The following is a 16,552-nucleotide window of genomic DNA, read 5'->3' on the forward strand; positions in this document are numbered from 1 at the left end:
TTAGTTATCGAAAGCCCAAAATAAAACCAGGAGGTTCATCATGGGTAAGAATTTTATCGGTCTTGATACAGCACAAACGCAGAAGCTGGCGGATTCCCTGAACGGGCTTTTAGCGAACTACCAGATTTTTTACATGAACGTTCGCGGATACCACTGGAACATCAAGGGCGAGAACTTCTTCGAGTTGCACGCAAAATTCGAAGAACTGTACGACGATTTGCTGCTCAAAATTGATGAGATTGCGGAACGGGTTTTGACTCTGGGCCACGTGCCGGCTCATGCCTACAGCACTTACATCGAGCAGTCGGAAGTGGTCGAGCGCAAGAACGTCTCTGACGGCAAAGAAGCCGTGACCAATATTGTGGATAGCTTCAGCAAGCTGATCAGCAAACAGCGCGAGATTCTGAGCCTTGCCGGCGAAGCCGACGACGAAGGTACGTCTGCGCTGATGAGCGATTACATTTCAGAGCAGGAAAAAACAGTCTGGATGTACCGGAGTTACCTGGGCCACTGATTCCGGCGAAACAACGATATCTGAACGGGCGGCTCTTGGAGCCGCCCTTTTTTATCTGAGCACTTATCATTTTAATGTCTGATAAAACCGCACCTTAACGTGCGGTTTTGTTTTTTCAGGGTGCCGGGTAATAAAAACGGCCTGCCCATATCGCGTTGTAATAGCGCTGTCATACCCCCCCTCCATAGTGTCATTCCAGTTGATTCAACACCGATACCGGTGACCACTAATTGGATTCAGAGCGTGACGAGATTTACCCGCATTACCTTTTTGACGATTGCCCTGTTGCCTCTGCCGGCTCTGGCTGAGGTGCAGCTGACGCTTGGGCCTTGTGTGAACGTGCAGGCAGTGCAGGGCAGCGAACAAACCGCCTCCTCCGGTCAGTCCCTTACGCTGGCTGACGGCACACAGCAGCTGGTGGTGGAGTGCACCACCGAAATCGGTCGGGAAGAGATCCGGGAAACCAGCGATGCCTTTGTTGTGCGCTTCAGCGCTGAGGACACCGAGCTGAAGCTAAGTGCTCCGGGGATCGATACCCGACATGAAATGGCGAACTTCAACCAACAGGGACGTTGGCAGCTGACTGATGGTCAGGGCCGGGCAGTGGCGATCACGACCGATGTGCTTGAGAAAGAGGGCTTTCAGCTGGTGCGGGACTACCCGCAAGAGCTGGCCGCTTATAACCGGTCTGGCGCAATTGCGGCGGTGGCTGTGAGAACACAGACCACCGGTGCAGAGCTGCAAATGAACCCAGAAGGGTTATCGCTGGATCCGCAAGCCGATCCGGATCAGGAAATGGTCAGCAGGATGCTGCGCTACTGGTATCTGAAAGCTGACGAACAAACCCGAAAAGAGTGGGGCAGCTGGGTCGATTCCAGCAACCGACAAACACCAAACCAAAAATGAACGTGGAGTTGTAAATAATGAAGAAGCTTCTACTGGCTGTTGCTGTGTCTACTGTTGCTGCAGGTTCTGTAAATGCGGCGACTGTTTATGAGAAAGATGGTTTTACTTACAAGCTGAACGGTGATTTCCAAGTTCAGTTGCGCAAGAAAATTGGTGACGACACCAATGAGTACGTAGATTTTGATGACCTGGAACTGAAGAACTACGTGAGCTACGACTTGGGCAACGATATGAAAGCCTTCGGTCGCCTGGATTTTGATTTCAAGGACCACGCCAATGGCAAAGACGTCGATGAGCCGATTGAAGAAGCCTACGTTGGTATCCAGTACGGCGTAACTTCGCTATCCATGGGTAAGCAAAACTTTGCGACTGACGAATTCGGCATCGAAGAAGCTTATGAATCGCCGTTGGACGAAGATCAGTTTGACGCCGTAAAAACGGATGGTGACGATACCTTTCGCGTTGATGTAGAACTGGACAACGTTTACCTGGTTGCTTCCTACGAACTGGAGGCCGAGGACAAAGGCGGCATCACCGGCGAGTTCTTTGATTTGTTTGCCTCTACGGAAATTGCCGGCCTGGAACTGGCTGCTGCCTACCAGCGTAATACGCCCATTGGTCAGGACGACAAAGATACATGGGGGCTGAGTGCCGGTTACGACTTCGGTATGTTTGGTCTGGCCGCTGACTACAGTGTCACCGATGACAGCAACACGGACCTTGAGACGACGTTGTACAACATTGCAGCGACCGTCGACGTTACTAGCACCACTGCTGTGGCACTCGGCATGCAGAATCAGGAAGAAGACAAGAGCGACGACGTGACGGCCTGGTACGCGAACGTGACCTACAAATTCCCGACGGCCAAGAACGTCAGCGTGTTTGCTGAAATTGCTGACACCGATGAAGACGATACTGACATGGGCTTCCTTGCCGGTATGCGTGTGAAGTTCTAAGCAACACTTCCAAAACGCCAGCCGTGGCCACACCAACGGTTGGTGCGAGGAAAAACAAAGGCCGGGCACTATTGCCCGGCCTTTGTGTATTTTACACCGCGATCTGCAGCGGCGGTATCTGCTGATGCAGGAACCAATTTTCCGTCACTACTTTCTGGGTAAACCAGTGTGAGCGCATCAAAGTGCTGGCAAGGGATCGTTTGAGCCAATCCGGCATTTCGAAGGCGGTTTCCCGTTCATTGGAGCGGTGGCCAAAGCGTTTGGCGATCTGCTCGCCATAGTGGCGAAGAGATAAGGCGGAGTAATCCGGTGCATCAAGAATGACTTGGGCCGCAATCAATGCGGATTCAATGGCGGGGCGAATACCTTCCCCGCTTTGGGTATACGCCAACCCCGCCGCATCGCCCACCAATAATACCCCGTCATCGACCAGTGGCCGTCCGGCGTGGTCATACAACAAATAAGCATGGCCTTTGAAACGGTCGGGCAAATCACCGGGAATGCGGCCAGCTTGTTTCATTTCCTGAACAAACTCCTCCAGATGATCGGTGAGCTTGTGGTTGTCTTCGCGTCCCAGGCCGATGTTCAGAAAGTTGCCTTTTCTGAATACCCAGGCATAACCTTTGAGATCGCGGCAGAACCAAAGTTCCGGTGTGTCGCCCCGAGCTTCGCAGGCTTTGGCTTGCGCCGGGGTCATTTCGAATTCCACTTCTTTGGCGGCTACGACGGTTTCATGTTTGCCCGGGCCCGAACCGATCTGCTTGGCTACCGGGCAAAAGTGGCCTCCTGCCCCGACCAGCAGCGGCGCTTGCCATTGTCCGTTTATCAGCCAAAGGTTGTTTTCGCGGACGATGGATTTTACCGGAGTGCCCAGTTGTTTGCGGGATTGGACCCGGTCCAGCAGATAGGCATCAAATTCGTAGCGCCGGATGCCATAGCTGACCACGCCGCCGTGGCAGTTTTCCACCGGGCTCTGGCCCATCATGCCGATCCGGAACCGGCTGATGGATTGCAGCGTTCGGTGTTGGCGGTAATCGTTGATATCAATATCGAGGCTTTCAAGAACCGCCGGTGTTACCCAGCCAGCGCAGGTTTTGTCTCTGGGAAACGACGCCTTATCAAGGAGCAAAACGTTCTTGCCGGCATTTTCCAGAGCATGGGTGAGGGTGGAGCCGGCTGGGCCTGCGCCCACGACGATGACATCGAAGGTATCCATTATGAGTGCTCCGGTGTGGTCGGGGTGGCATACAAGTCCTGACGGGTTCGCGGCAGCTGATTGTTATCGCCATGGCTGAAAACAACCTGAAACAGTTGTAATGAGCCAGCTCGAAATGCCGCGATCGAGCCTGCCAGATAGAATCGCCAGGCCCGGGTGAAGCTTTCATCGTACATCTCGATCACGGTGTCCTCGTGCCGGGTGAAATTCTCCAACCAGTGGCTTAACGTTTGGGCGTAGTGCAAACGGAGGTTTTCCACATCCAGTACCGAGAAATCATTGTGCTCGCAGATCTGCATGAACTCGGCAATGCTCGGCGGGTAAGCGCCAGGGAAAATGCGTTTTTCGATCCAGGCGTTCATCAGCATTGGCCGGTTACGGCCGATGCTGTGAAGCAAGGCAATGCCGTTGGGCTTGAGGCAGCGCTTGATCAAATCGGACAGCGCCGGGTAGTGGTCCTTGCCCACGTGTTCCAGCATGCCCACGGATACAAACGCATCGTACTCGCCTTGAATGTTACGGTAGTCGTCTTCGATGTACCGGATTTGATCATCCAAACCTTGTCGTTTAGCTTCCGCTTTGGCGTAGTCGAGTTGTTCCCGGGAAATGTTGTAGGAACAAACGGTCACGCCATAGTGGCGCGCCATATAGCGGGCCAGACCGCCCCAGCCACAGCCGGCTTCGACGACGGTCATGCCCGGTTTCAGCCGCAGTTTGCGGCATACGTGTTCCAGCTTGGCCAGTTGCGCCTGTTCGAGAGTGTTGTCCGGGTGTTCGTAGTAGGCACAGGTGTACTGCATTTCCGCCTGATCAAGCCACAGTTTGTAGAAATCGTTGCCCAGATCGTAATGGTGGTGGATGTTTTCTTTGGCTTGCGATAGCCCCGACGAGCGCGGGTTCGGGTTCTTCCAAAGGTTATCCAGCCATTTCGGCCACTGCTTGCGGGCGTCGTGAACCGTGCGGTAAACGGTTTCCAGAAAGTCGGTGAGGTCACCTTCTATGTCGAGTCGCCCTGAGCTATAGAGGTCGCCCATGGCCAGGTTCGGGTCGGTGACCAGAGCATAGAGTGCTTTGGAATCGTTCAGGGTCAATGTGAAGCGAGCGGTTTGGCTTTCCGGATTTATCCGGTCGCCATTCCACAGCTGGAATCGAATAGGGGGCGAGCCGGCCAGACGAATGAACTTGTCGAGCAACCAGCGCTCGTAGCTGTGAGGTTCTCGATCACGAAGAGGTTCCTCATGAGGAATGCTCAAGAGGTGCGGAGCGTCCTTGCCGGGATGGGTAGCTTTGCGCGCGTTACTGCTAGACATGTTTCAGGCTCCCGTTGGGTGCAATGCCAAGCGGTCTCGACGGCCAGACTGAGAGTCGCACTCTTCAGATTGTATATAAAATGATCAGATTTGGGCAAGCTGAGAAGCAGGGGGAGGGCAGGCCGGGAGCTGTCCGGCCTGCCTATTATGAAGGGAACTAGTAGGTGGAGCTCATCCCGAACCATTCCGGGAAGATGACGATCAGCGCCAACACCAGAATCTGTATGAGAATGAACGGAATAATGCCTTTGTAGATGTCGGTCGTTCTCACCTCTGCAGGGGCAACGCCCTTGAGGTAGAACAATGAAAACCCGAAAGGCGGCGTCAGGAAGCTGGTTTGCAGATTCATGGCGATCAGAATGGCAAACCAGAGCATGTTGATGCCCATGGCTTCGGCGACTGGTGCCAATATCGGCACGATGATGAAGGAAATCTCCACGAAGTCGATGAAGAAGCCCAGCACCAAAATCACCACCATGGCCAGAATGATAAAGCCCCATTGCTCGCCCGGCAGCATCATCAGCCATTCTTCCAGCAGGTAGTCGCCGCCGGTGTAACTGAACACCATGGAGAAGGCCGTGGCGCCGATCAGAATAGCAAACACCATCGCGGTAACTTTTACCGTATCTTTAGACGCATCCCACACCATTTTGAAACTGAATTGGCGATAGATAATGGCCAGAATCACCGCGCCGACACCACCCAATGCCGAGGATTCGGTGGGGGTGGCAATGCCGGTGAAAATAGAACCCAGAACCACCACAATCAACGCCAATGGCGGGATGATGGCAAACAGCGCATTGCGGATTTCCTTGCTGCGACTGATGCTGTCGTCGGGCGGCATCGCCGGAGCAGTCTGCGGTTTCAAGCGAGTCAGGAACAATATGTAAACAATGTACAGGCCAATCAGCACCATGCCCGGCCCAACGGCGGCTTTGAACAAATCACCAACCGGCAAGCCCAGTACGTCACCCAGAATGATCAGGATGATCGAAGGCGGTACGATTTGGCCCAGGGTGCCGGAGGCGCAGATGGTACCTGTTGCCAAACGCTTGTCGTAGTTGTGGGCCAACATTACCGGCAAGGAGATCAAGCCCATGGCCACCACGCTGGCACCGACCACGCCGGTAGAGGCGGCCAGTAGCGCGCCCACCAGAATGGTCGATATGGCCAAACCACCCGGCAAACCGCCGAACAAGCGGCCCATGGAGGTCAGCAGTTGTTCGGCCAGTTTCGTGCGTTGAAGAATCACGCCCATAAAGATGAAGAGCGGCACGGCCATCAGTACAGTGTTTTGCATGACGCTCATGATGCGATACGGCATGAAGGCAAACAGATCCATGCCTTCGGCGAAGATGCCAAAAAACAGCGCAACGCCACCGAAAGTAAAGGCAACGGGGAACCCGAACATCAGCATGACCAGGGCCACGAGGAACATAATCATTCCGATCATGCGAGGCCTCCTGCACTGTGCTCATTGTCATAGGATTTTTCACCGGCCAGTACGCGGATGGCGAAAGTGATCATGTTCAAACCAGCTGTCCCTATAAAGAACGCGCTGACCGGAATGACCGATTTGATGATCCAACGATGGGGCAGGCCGCCCGGATCGCCGCTGCCTTCGCCCATCTCGTAGGCGTCAACCGCGAAGCTGTAGCCGTACACGCCGATCAGATACGCGAAGGGAATGACAAAGATCAGCGCGCCGATCAGGTTGATCCAGGCTTTGGTGTTTTGCTGCCAGTTGGTGTAGAACACATCCACGCGAACGTGGCCATCGGTGCGCAGGGCGTAGGGGATGCCCAGCAGAAACACCACCGAGTACAGGTGCCATTCCATTTCCTGCATGCCAATCGACACATCGCTGAACACGTAACGTGCGACCACGTCGTAGAACACGTTGGCGGCCATCAGGATCATGGCCACGCAGGCGATCCAGCCGCAGAGTTTCGAAAGCCAGGCCAGGCCCTCGTCCAGTTTGATAATCCAGCGCATTAAACCTCTTCCTCCGCTGAGCGGATGTTTTGTATGGTTTTTTCATGAAAAAAGCCGGAACCACTTTTACGAGCGATCCCGGCTCTGATTCAGCATGACCTAGAGTTTACTCAACTTCTCCCATGGTGTTGAGGTAGGCGCGTTCAGAAATCTCGGTATAGGCGCGACTCTGCTTCTGGTAACTCAGCTGAGAGTCGATGATTTTCTTCGCCATCGGGCTTTCTTCCGCGGTTTTTTTCAGCAGCTTCTTGTTGGCATCGTACATGGCCTGGAAGATGTCAGCCGGGAACCGTTTGATCTGTACGTTGGGGTATTCTTTTTTGATGTTTGCCCAGGCTTCCGCGTTGGCGTGCTGTGAGTGTACCAGCATGTCGTAGGAGGCGGTGCGCATGGCCACGCGCATGATTTCTTGCAGGTCGGCTGGCAGTTTTTCCCAAACGCGCTTGTTGATCAGGAACTGCAGCTCGGTCGCAGGCTCGTGCCAGCCGGTGTAGTAATAGTCAGCGATTTGCTGGAAACCAAGGCGCAAGTCCAGCGCCGGCCCGACCCACTCGACCGCATCAATGGTGTTGCGTTCAAGTGCTGTGTACAGCTCACCCGGGGCAATGTTGGTGGGATTAACGCCCACTTCGGCGAAGACTTCTCCGGCAAAGCCCGGAATCCGCATTTTCAGGCCTTTCAGGTCGTCCAGTGATTTGATCTCTTCACGGAACCAGCCGCCCATCTGAATGCCGGTGTTGCCGCCGGGAAACGACAGCATGTTATGGGGCTCGTACACTTCCTGCATCAGCTCCATACCGCCGCCGTGGTAGAACCACGCATACTGTTCCATCGCGTTCATGCCGAAGGGCATGCTGGTGAAGAACAGGGTTTCGGGCACTTTGCCCTTCCAGTAGTAAGAAGCAGAATGGCCCATGTCGTACTGGCCGGCTTTCACCATGTCGAACACACCCAGCGGAGCTTTGTGCTTGTTGGCCGAATCGATGCGGATGCGCAGGCGGCCGTCGGACATTTTCTCGACGGTTTCGGCAAAACGCTTGGTGGTGTCACCAAAGATCGGGAAGTTGGGGCCCCAGGTTTCGGCCAGTTTCAGTGTGAATTTTTCTTGGGCCAGAGCTTGCGAAGCTGAAAACGTGGTGGCTACAGCGAGCACGGTCGCTGATATAAGCGTGCGGATTTTCATGGTTTGTCCAACCTGTTGTATTGTTTTAATTGTGTGTCAGGGCGCTGAGCAATTGCACCAGCGGGTACTGCTGAACAGTTTAGTTCAGGTTTGCATGCTTGGCGGGCAGAGTGCATCAAAAAATGTGCGAATTACGACATATGTCTAGTGCGGGAACGGGGTTAGCAAAGCGCGTTCAGGCACTTTCTCCGGAGCTGACAGCCGGGGTTCGGGTGCGATAGTTGCGCCACAGGCGGAAGGCCCTTAAGGCCGGTTTTTCTACGCCATAATGCAGGGCTGCAGCCAAAGCGATTGCGGCAGCAAGCGCCAGAGCAACACCTGCAGGCCCGGGCACGCCCCATTGATAAAACAGCGTAATCAGCCCGTACCCGATATTCTGATGGACCAGATAGAGGGTGTAGGAAATGCTGCCTAGCCAGAGTAACCCCGGCCGTGACAGCATGTTCAAACGACCACTCGCGGCCAGAATGAATACGCCATAGCACGCCAGTAAGAATAGGCTGTAGGGCGCGTTGTACGCGATCAGGCAATGGCCAATCGTCAGCACCAGCAAAGCAACGTCGGTGGCAGGAGGTTTGCCATACTTGTGCCAGCGAAAGAGCAGCATGCCACTCATAAACAGCGGGGCATAACGCACGAACAGAAGGTCCTTCACCAGAAAGTCCATTGGTTCGGGGATGGCCTTCCACCAGAAAACGCCGATATAGCTGACGGCGGTCCAGCACCAGAGCACGGGCCTGAGTCGTTGCCAGCTTTTCAAGCCATAGAAGAGCAGGGCGATCCAGACGTAGAAGGTGGCTTCAATCACCAGACTCCAATACGCCCCATCAACGTGCGGGTGTTCCAGATATTCGTGCAGAAGGGTCATGTTCAAGAGCGCCGAAACCGGCTTGACGGCACGGTCGTCGGGCCCCAGCCAGTGCACGGAAAGAAAGGTCAGCGCGATGCCCGCCCACAATGCAGGTAAGAGCCGGAATGCTCGGGCAAGGCCGAACCAGCCGGCGGTTTGAGTGCGCTCCAGTGTCATGAAAATGACGAAACCGCTGAGCATGAAGAACAGGTGCACACCGTAACGCCCGAACTCCAGAAAGGAAGGGCTGTCAAAATTGTGGCCGTACAGTTCGTTGTAGTAAGGCAGATAATGAAACAGAACAACGCCGAGCGCGGCAATGCCGCGAAGTGCATCCAAGGCGGTCAGGCGACTTTGAGTGTTCTGCATGGCGCTGGCACATTCCGGTGACGATGTAGGTCCATGATAGCCGGCCTGAAGGCGGGCAAGTATACAGTTCGGTTGCCCGCAACTGACCATCTGTTCATGGTTGAAGGTTCGTAGAGAGTTTCAGCGCGGGTGTATGATGTCTAAAAGCCAGTGTCAGGGAGCAAGCATGGTATGACAGTTGAACTCGGTGTGATTGAGGGATTTTATGGCCCGATGTGGAGCTGGACCGAGCGACGCAAGTTGCTGAAAACGCTGGCAGGGCATGGTTATGGTTTTTATTTGTACGCGCCCAAGGCCGATCCTTATTTGCGCAGACGCTGGCAGGAACCGCATCCGGCGGACGAGTTTGCCGCTTTGGTCGCGTTTGTCGAGTTGTGCAATCGCGAAGGCGTGCGCTTTGGTGTGGGCTTGAGCCCGTTCGAGATTTTCAACCAGTTCGACGAGAATGCGCGCCACGCGCTGGCTGCAAAACTGAAAGCACTGGATCGAATTGGCGTGCAGGAACTGGCCATTCTGTTTGACGACATGCACTCGAACACGCCGTCTCTGGCCAGTACTCAGGCGGAAATTATGCGCTGGGTGAAAGCCCACAGCGATGCCACCACATTCAGTATTTGCCCGACTTATTACTCCGACGATGCGGTACTTGACCGGGTGTTTGGTGAGCGACCAGCGGATTATCTGGAAACCTTGGGTGCCGAGCTTGATAAGGATGTGCGGGTGTTCTGGACCGGTGAAGAGGTGTGCTCCCGGGAAATCTCTTCGGGGCATCTGAAACGGGTGGGCGACCGGCTGGGCCGAAAGCCGGTGTTGTGGGACAACTATCCGGTGAACGATGGCGATCGAATGTCACGGCACCTGCACCTGAGGGCGTTCACCGGCCGGCCGGCAGCAAATGCGGCGCACTTGGCCGGCCATGCCATTAATCCGGCTTTGCAACCTACGTTAACGGCAATACCCGCGCTGACATTGCTGGAATCCTATCGGCAAGGGCCGGACTATCAGTACGGGCAAGCGTTTCATCATGCCGCCCGGGAGTTGCTGGGCGAAGCCTTGGCAAATCAGATTCAGCGGGACCTGTTGAGTCTCCAGGATGCAGGATTGGGGCGCTTGAGTGATGAGCGCAAGCAGGCCTTGGCACACACCTACGATGCGTTCGATCATCCGGCGGCCAGCGAAATTATGCGCTGGCTCGCCGGCGACTATCTGGTGACCGATGAGATGGTGCAAACCCAGTAACAGGTTATTCCAGATAGTAGTTGAAGGTAGAAACCACTCGTACGGTTTTCACCGGTTGCTGCTGTTCGGAAATTCCGGGTGCCTGATCCCGGGCAAGGATTTGGAATACCCCCTGATTGGCTCTACGCAAACCGCCGAGACTGGCGTTGGCATCCCGGGCAAACTGGCTTGCCGCCTCGCGGGCTGATTCGGTGGCTTCGGCGATCATTTCCGGCTTGATGGTGTTCAGGCCGTTGAATAGATAGGTTGGGCCGCCGGGACCGTAGTCGGAAGACAAGAGGACGCCGGAGTCCACCAGTTCGCTGACATTCTGGGCGGCATGGCGGATGCGATCGATCTGCGTACTGCGCACCATCAGGGTTTGATTGACGATGAATTTCTGCTCGCCTTCACCTTGATACGGATTAGCCCGGGTATCGGTGACGTCGAGCCTTTGCAGCTCCACCGCGCTGCTCTCAATGGCTTGGAGCTTCAGGAATGCCATGATGGCTTCCCGACTGCTTCGGGCTTTTGCTTGAGCCTGTTCCAGGGTTTTACCGCTGGCGACAAAGCGAATAGGCCAGAGCGCGAGGTCGGCGTTCACTTCCCGTTCCGCGACACCTTTGACGGTGACATAGCGGTCTCCGGTTTTCAGCCCGGTGAGACCATCCTTTAATAGTGAGGCCGAGATAACGACGCTCAGCCCAAGGATGACTGCAACGAGTACTTTCATGGATCCATTTCCTTTTGGTAGTTGCTCACTATTCGGTGGTACAGTGGGTGTCTGATCGGCCACTAAAACGCTGTTTCATGGCTTTGTTCTGTCGGTCGGGATCACGATATTCCTTGGGCAACGGTTGGATCAAGTATAAGAAGTTGCCCTTGCCCAATTGTGACTCCAGAGAAGGAGGTGCTTCCTCTGCAACCCAAAATACGGGGCTCAGTACAACAACAGACAGCTCTGGCGCACGTTTTTTCAGCAGAGCTACGGTGCCGAGACTCTCTTCACTGTGAAAAGTGCCAGTCAGGTGTAGTACCTGATGCCCCGGGTGTTTTTTTCTAGCCTGCAAAATGCGGCTGGCCATGGTGTTGTCGCGCAACAGCTGCGCCTTGTAGACGCTTGCCATGCGTTCTGAAATCGCCGGGTCATTTGAACCGTGGCTACCGGAAATGGCTTCAATAAACTTTTCCCGATACGCCGGCGTGTCCAGAAAGGGATGAGCGGGCAGTTGTTGCCGTTGATTATCGGGTAGCGCATTGAGATAAGCCGGCCCAATCCGACCGACACAGCGAACCGTTTGCGCAGGGGCATTGGCCGCGATCACCGGAAGATTGTGGTTGCGCGCGTATTCCACTATAGGCCGGTATGAACCGCGATAATTGTCCCATGCATTGGTATCTTCGATCATCTCCGCTTCACCCGTTTCGCCGGCGAGGTAGTCGTCCAGATCGCTTTGATGGTCCAGATTGAATTGTTCCAGAGTCAAGGTGATGTGCGGGTTCTGGTTGTGCAGGTGTTTTAACAACCGGGTCTGAAGCAGGTGGGAGCCCGGGTGTCCGTGATACTCGCCAACAATAACGACGTCAGCTTTGGACAGTGCGTCGGCGACGTATTCAAGTGATACCGGCTGGCGAGAGTTTGAGTCAATTACTACGCTTTCGTATAGCGTTGCCGGTGCCGGGATGCTTGATTCGCCCTGTGTCTGCGTCAAGGCGCAGCCTGATGAAATAAGCAGGGCGAGGGTGATCAGTGCAGCAACTGAAAGCTTGATCATCGGTGCAGGGTGTCTTGCTTAGTCGCGCTTTTGGTTACGTTGTTCACGCCAGTCTTCCCCCAGTTTTTGCTCCACGTATTCGCGGATGAATTGCCGGACCTTCTGAGAGGGGGTGACATCATCCTGTTTGCAGAGTTCCTCGAATACGGCTTTTTTATCCGGGTCGATCAGCAGGGTCAGTCGCGCGGTGCGGTTTTCTTTTGTCATGACTCAAAATGCCTTTCATGTTAATTTTATTAACATTGAATGTTATCTGGGTGAGCATATAATTATAAGATTGTCTTCGCAACCGGGAGTCCGTTCATGCCGCATCGCGCTCATCTTTTTTCCTTGAGGTTTGCCCACGCACTGCGCGAAGCCTGTATTGATGAGCGGTACACCAGTTCCCGGTTTCTGAAGGACTTGATGGCCGGCGTTACCGTCGGCATCATCGCCATACCGCTTGCTATGGCGCTGGCGATCGCCAGTGGTGTGGCCCCTCAGTACGGTTTGTACACCGCTTTTATTGCCGGCTTCATCATCGCGGTGTTGGGTGGCAGCCGATTCAGTATTTCTGGCCCCACCGCCGCTTTTGTTGTCATTTTATACCCCATTGCCCAGAACTATGGATTGGGCGGCTTGCTGCTGGCCACGCTGATGTCGGGTGTGCTGCTGGTGATGATGGCGCTGATGCGTTTAGGGCGTTTTATCGAGTACATCCCGGAATCGGTCACGTTGGGTTTTACCGGTGGCATCGCGGTGGTTATTGCGACCTTGCAGGTCAAAGATTTCTTTGGCTTGTCGGTTGAAAGCATACCCGAGCCTTATTGGGACAAGCTGGCGGTGCTGGCCCAGCAGATGCCGGCGCTCGACGGCATGAGTACCCTGGTCGCGGCCGCAACCTTGGCGGTCATGCTGCTTTGGCCCCGGCTCAAAACCCCGGTGCCTCCACATCTTCCGGCGGTGGTGATTGGTAGTCTGTTGGCGCTTTGGCTCAACGCGAACGGGGCAGCGATCGAAACCATTGGTTCCCGCTTCAGCTACTTGCTGCCAGACGGCAGCACAGGCGCCGGCATCCCCCCGTTCTTGCCTGAATTTACCTGGCCGTGGCAGCAGTTGAATGCACAGGGCGAGCCGGTGGGGTTGTCGTGGGCGATGCTTCAGGCGTTGTTACCGGCGGCGTTTGCGATTGCCATGTTAGGGGCCATTGAGTCGTTGTTGTGTGCGGTGGTGCTGGATGGCATGACTGGCAGGCGTCACAGCGCGAACAGCGAGCTGATGGGGCAGGGCATTGGCAACATTGTGGTGCCATTTTTCGGAGGCATTACCGCAACGGCCGCAATTGCCCGTTCCGCTGCCAACTATCGCGCCGGTGCTGAGTCCCCGGTGTCGGCGATGATCCACGCTTTGGTGGTTTTGCTGGCGTTGGTGTCTCTGGCCGGCGTGCTGGCCTACCTGCCAATGCCCGCGATGGCCGCTTTATTAATCATGGTGGCCTGGAATATGAGTGAAGCGCCGAAAGCCGTGCACCTTCTGAAAACCGCGCCGCGCATGGATGTCCTGGTTTTTCTGACCTGTTTCAGCCTGACCGTTGTGCTGGACATGGTGATTGCCATAACCGCAGGGGTGCTGCTGGCGGCGGTGTTGTTCATGCGGGAAATGGCGCAGATGACCAAGGTTACTGACATTTCCGGCAGTAAGCGGGTCAAGCCGTTCGGTTTATCGGAAGACTGGCAGGTGTTCAAGATTAATGGTCCTCTGTTCTTTGCAGCGGCGGACCGGATCTTCGGTGATTTGGCGGGCCTGTCCCGGCAAACGCACGGTATCATCCTGTACATGGATGGCGTGACCGTACTGGATGCAGGCGGCTTGTCGGCACTCAATAAACTAATTGCGAGTTGCCGCGAGGCCAACACTCAGATTTTTATTGCGGATCTTCAGTTCCAGCCTCTGCGCACTCTGGCCCGTGCCGGTCTGCAGCCGGAGCCGGGTGTCAGCCAGTTCTATCCAACGTTGGCGGCAGCATTGGAAGCGGCCGCTTCTGGCTCTCTGCAGAATCTGCGTTAAACTGCCCTCAAAAGAGGGTCATCATGCTGCCATTTCGAATTATCGATCGAATCAAATTTGTTCTGGAACGCCAACTGCTTAAAGGCGCGGGTTTTCAATTATTGGTGGTCGGGCTTTTTATCGGCCTGATTTCACTGATTGGTGGCCTGTTGGTGGTGCCTCAAGGCGGTGAGTTTGAAGATCCGGGCGCCGCGATCTGGTGGGCGTTTCTGCGCCTCACTGACCCCGGGTATCTGGGCGACGACGCAGGTGCCTGGCAGCGAATTGTCTCAACCCTGCTGACGTTGCTTGGCTATGTGGTGTTTATGGGCACCCTGGTGGCCATCCTGACCCGCTGGTTGATTGCCAAGATGACGGATCTGGAACTGGGTCTGACACCCGTTACCCTGAGAAATCATGTGGTCGTGCTCGGTTGGACTGCACAAACACCTCCTTTAGTCGCCGAGTTGTTTGGTTCATCCGGCCGTATGCGGCGTTTTCTGGAGAAACACGATACCCAACGCTTGCGCCTGGTGGTGCTGGCGGAACAGGCCAGTGTTGAACAGGTATACGAACTGCGGAACGAGCCGGGGGTGGGCCGCCGCGCCCGTGAGGTGATCCTGCGCAGTGGTTCAGCGATTCAGCCTGATGCTTTGCATCGGGTGGCCTGTTTGGATGCGGCCGCCGTGATTGTACCTAGCCAGGGTTACGATGCCGACAGCCCGGTGACCTCCGATGTGGAAACCGTCAAAGCGCTGTTGTCGATTGCGGCCCAGGCCCGTCACTTTGGTGTGCCGCTGCCGTATGTGGTTGCCGAAATTCAGGACATGCGCAAGTTGTCGGTGATTGAGCGGGCTTACCCCGGGGCCGTTGAAGTGGTCGCGGGTGATTCCACCATCAGCCGCTTGATGGTGCAAAATGTCCTGCATCCGAATCTGTCAGAAGTGTATAACGAGCTTCTGACAGCTGGTGAGGGCAGTGAGATCTTCGTCCGGGGTGGTGAAACGGCCGAGGGGCTAACGCTGGGTGAACTGGCCTCACAAAGGCCAAATGCGATTGTGTTGGGGCTGTTGCATCCGGCTCAGTCTGGCGGTTGGGCGGTCAATCTGCTGGCGCCCTCTGATACCGTTATCCGAAGTGACGACCGGGTGGTGCTGCTTGCAGGAGATTATGCGCATACAGGCCCGGATCCGAAACTGGAATCTTTGCCGCGTGTCGAACGCATGCCGGCCCAAACCAGTAACCCCGTGGCTAGAGGCAAGCATCGAGTATTGGTGCTGGGCTGGAATCGAAGGGTGCCGGGTTTGGTAGAAGAATTCGGTAGCTACCCTGACCGGGAGTTCGAGCTGGACATGGTGTCGGCTACCCCCCTGCAAAATCGGCAACGCGAGATGTCGGGCTATGGTGTTGACCTAGAGAGCGTGAACGGGCGTTTGCTGGAGGCCGATTACATGGTGGAAGACGAGCTCCGAAAGCTCGACCCGGCGTCATACGATACGGTGATGCTGTTGAGCAGCGACCGATTGGGCTCGGACGAAGAAGCCGACGCCCGTGCAATGGTGGGGTACTTGCAGCTGGAAGACATACTGGCGGAGGCTCGGTGCAGGCCACAGGTTTTGCTGGAGCTGAGTGATCCCGATAATCGGCATTTGATGCATAACCATCGGAGCGAGATGCTGATCAGCCCGATGATTCTCAGTCACGTTTTGGCGCAAGTCGCGTTGCGCAGGGAGCTGAGGGTGGTGCTCGACGAGCTGTTTACCGTAGGTGGTGCTGAAATTCAGTTCCGTGATCCTGAAGATTATCCCTTACCTGCCAGTGCGGATTTTCAGTTTCTCGAGAAAACGCTGGCGACCCGAGGAGAAATCGCTCTGGGCGTACGTCGTGAAGCTGCCGATGAGCGTGGTCGGCATCTGCAAATGAACCTGCCCCGAAAGCAATACCTGGATCTTCGAAAAGGTGACCAGCTGCTGGTGATGAGCCGAACCTGAGTGGGGGTCAATTCATTCGTGAGTGTGTGAATAGTGCAAGTGTTTGAGGTAAAAGTGGTTCAGATCACCATTCACCAAGAAAATGCTGGAAATACACGATATAAATTTCAATTATAAGATTGAACGCAGTAAAGTGTCGTCCAACGTCAACCTTAACCCGTTTTGGGGCTCCGGTTGGCAGCGGTTGGTGCCTGGCAGCACTGGCCCATACCTTTTGAACACAAACGTAGAAAGGATAGAGATC

At 55.2% G+C, this 16,552-nt stretch carries 15 protein-coding genes; 6 read left to right on the top strand and 9 right to left on the bottom strand.

Annotated features, from left to right (window positions below):
* Nucleotides 1-40 precede the first annotated feature (40 nt).
* The 3 genes from JAO79_RS04275 (at nucleotide 41) to JAO79_RS04285 (ending at nucleotide 2,376) form a co-directional block, all read left to right on the top strand.
* Nucleotides 41-514 carry a Dps family protein gene (locus JAO79_RS04275; protein ID WP_199005890.1) on the top strand — a complete coding sequence of 158 codons (474 nt, stop codon included), beginning with the start codon at nucleotides 41-43 and terminating at the stop codon, nucleotides 512-514.
* Nucleotides 515-757: 243 nt separating this feature from the next.
* Complete coding sequence (locus JAO79_RS04280) at nucleotides 758-1,420, top strand: DUF2057 domain-containing protein (protein ID WP_320158937.1); 663 nt, start codon at nucleotides 758-760, stop codon at nucleotides 1,418-1,420.
* 17 nt (nucleotides 1,421-1,437) lie between these two features.
* A complete protein-coding gene (locus tag JAO79_RS04285) occupies nucleotides 1,438-2,376 on the top strand; it encodes a porin (RefSeq protein WP_199005891.1) in 939 nt (312 codons plus the stop codon).
* Between the two features lie 91 nt (nucleotides 2,377-2,467).
* Here the strand turns inward: JAO79_RS04285 and JAO79_RS04290 are convergent, their stop codons facing one another.
* From JAO79_RS04290 to JAO79_RS04315, 6 genes are all read right to left on the bottom strand, one after another.
* Complete coding sequence (locus tag JAO79_RS04290; RefSeq protein ID WP_199005892.1) at nucleotides 2,468-3,592, bottom strand: NAD(P)/FAD-dependent oxidoreductase; 1,125 nt, start codon at nucleotides 3,590-3,592, stop codon at nucleotides 2,468-2,470.
* The gene (locus JAO79_RS04295) at nucleotides 3,592-4,902 is read right to left on the bottom strand and encodes an SAM-dependent methyltransferase (RefSeq protein WP_199005893.1); all 1,311 of its coding nucleotides are present in this window, start codon (nucleotides 4,900-4,902) and stop codon (nucleotides 3,592-3,594) included. Before JAO79_RS04295 ends, JAO79_RS04290 begins: the two co-directional genes overlap by 1 nt.
* 157 nt (nucleotides 4,903-5,059) lie before the next feature.
* A complete protein-coding gene (locus JAO79_RS04300; protein WP_199005894.1) occupies nucleotides 5,060-6,355 on the bottom strand; it encodes a TRAP transporter large permease in 1,296 nt (431 codons plus the stop codon).
* Nucleotides 6,352-6,897, bottom strand: a complete 546-nt coding sequence (locus tag JAO79_RS04305) for a TRAP transporter small permease subunit (protein WP_199005895.1) — start codon at nucleotides 6,895-6,897, stop codon at nucleotides 6,352-6,354. Before JAO79_RS04305 ends, JAO79_RS04300 begins: the two co-directional genes overlap by 4 nt.
* Before the next feature lie 106 nt (nucleotides 6,898-7,003).
* Nucleotides 7,004-8,080, bottom strand: a complete 1,077-nt coding sequence (locus JAO79_RS04310; protein ID WP_199005896.1) for a TRAP transporter substrate-binding protein — start codon at nucleotides 8,078-8,080, stop codon at nucleotides 7,004-7,006.
* Between the two features lie 175 nt (nucleotides 8,081-8,255).
* A complete protein-coding gene (locus tag JAO79_RS04315) occupies nucleotides 8,256-9,299 on the bottom strand; it encodes an acyltransferase family protein (protein ID WP_199005897.1) in 1,044 nt (347 codons plus the stop codon).
* Between the two features lie 171 nt (nucleotides 9,300-9,470).
* On the opposite strand from JAO79_RS04315, the gene JAO79_RS04320 reads away from it, so the two are divergent.
* Nucleotides 9,471-10,538 (top strand): beta-N-acetylglucosaminidase domain-containing protein, encoded by a 1,068-nt coding sequence (locus JAO79_RS04320; RefSeq protein WP_199005898.1) that lies wholly within the window; start codon nucleotides 9,471-9,473, stop codon nucleotides 10,536-10,538.
* Nucleotides 10,539-10,542: 4 nt separating this feature from the next.
* Here the strand turns inward: JAO79_RS04320 and JAO79_RS04325 are convergent, their stop codons facing one another.
* From JAO79_RS04325 to JAO79_RS04335, 3 genes are read right to left on the bottom strand one after another with little or no spacing between them, the layout of a single operon-like run.
* The gene (locus tag JAO79_RS04325) at nucleotides 10,543-11,250 is read right to left on the bottom strand and encodes an SIMPL domain-containing protein (RefSeq protein WP_199005899.1); all 708 of its coding nucleotides are present in this window, start codon (nucleotides 11,248-11,250) and stop codon (nucleotides 10,543-10,545) included.
* Between the two features lie 28 nt (nucleotides 11,251-11,278).
* Nucleotides 11,279-12,292, bottom strand: a complete 1,014-nt coding sequence (locus tag JAO79_RS04330; RefSeq protein ID WP_199005900.1) for a ChaN family lipoprotein — start codon at nucleotides 12,290-12,292, stop codon at nucleotides 11,279-11,281.
* Nucleotides 12,293-12,310: 18 nt separating this feature from the next.
* A complete protein-coding gene (locus JAO79_RS04335) occupies nucleotides 12,311-12,499 on the bottom strand; it encodes a CopG family transcriptional regulator (RefSeq protein ID WP_199005901.1) in 189 nt (62 codons plus the stop codon).
* Nucleotides 12,500-12,595: 96 nt separating this feature from the next.
* On the opposite strand from JAO79_RS04335, the gene dauA reads away from it, so the two are divergent.
* Nucleotides 12,596-14,338: a C4-dicarboxylic acid transporter DauA gene (dauA, locus tag JAO79_RS04340; protein ID WP_199005902.1), complete on the top strand. Its 1,743-nt coding sequence runs from the start codon at nucleotides 12,596-12,598 to the stop codon at nucleotides 14,336-14,338.
* Between the two features lie 23 nt (nucleotides 14,339-14,361).
* On the top strand, nucleotides 14,362-16,308 hold the full coding sequence (locus JAO79_RS04345) for a CASTOR/POLLUX-related putative ion channel (protein ID WP_199005903.1): 1,947 nt from the start codon (nucleotides 14,362-14,364) through the stop codon (nucleotides 16,306-16,308).
* The last annotated feature ends 244 nt before the right edge of the window (nucleotides 16,309-16,552 follow it).

It is taken from the genome of Marinobacter litoralis (assembly GCF_016427555.1).
Classification (GTDB): Bacteria; Pseudomonadota; Gammaproteobacteria; order Pseudomonadales; family Oleiphilaceae; genus Marinobacter; species Marinobacter litoralis_A.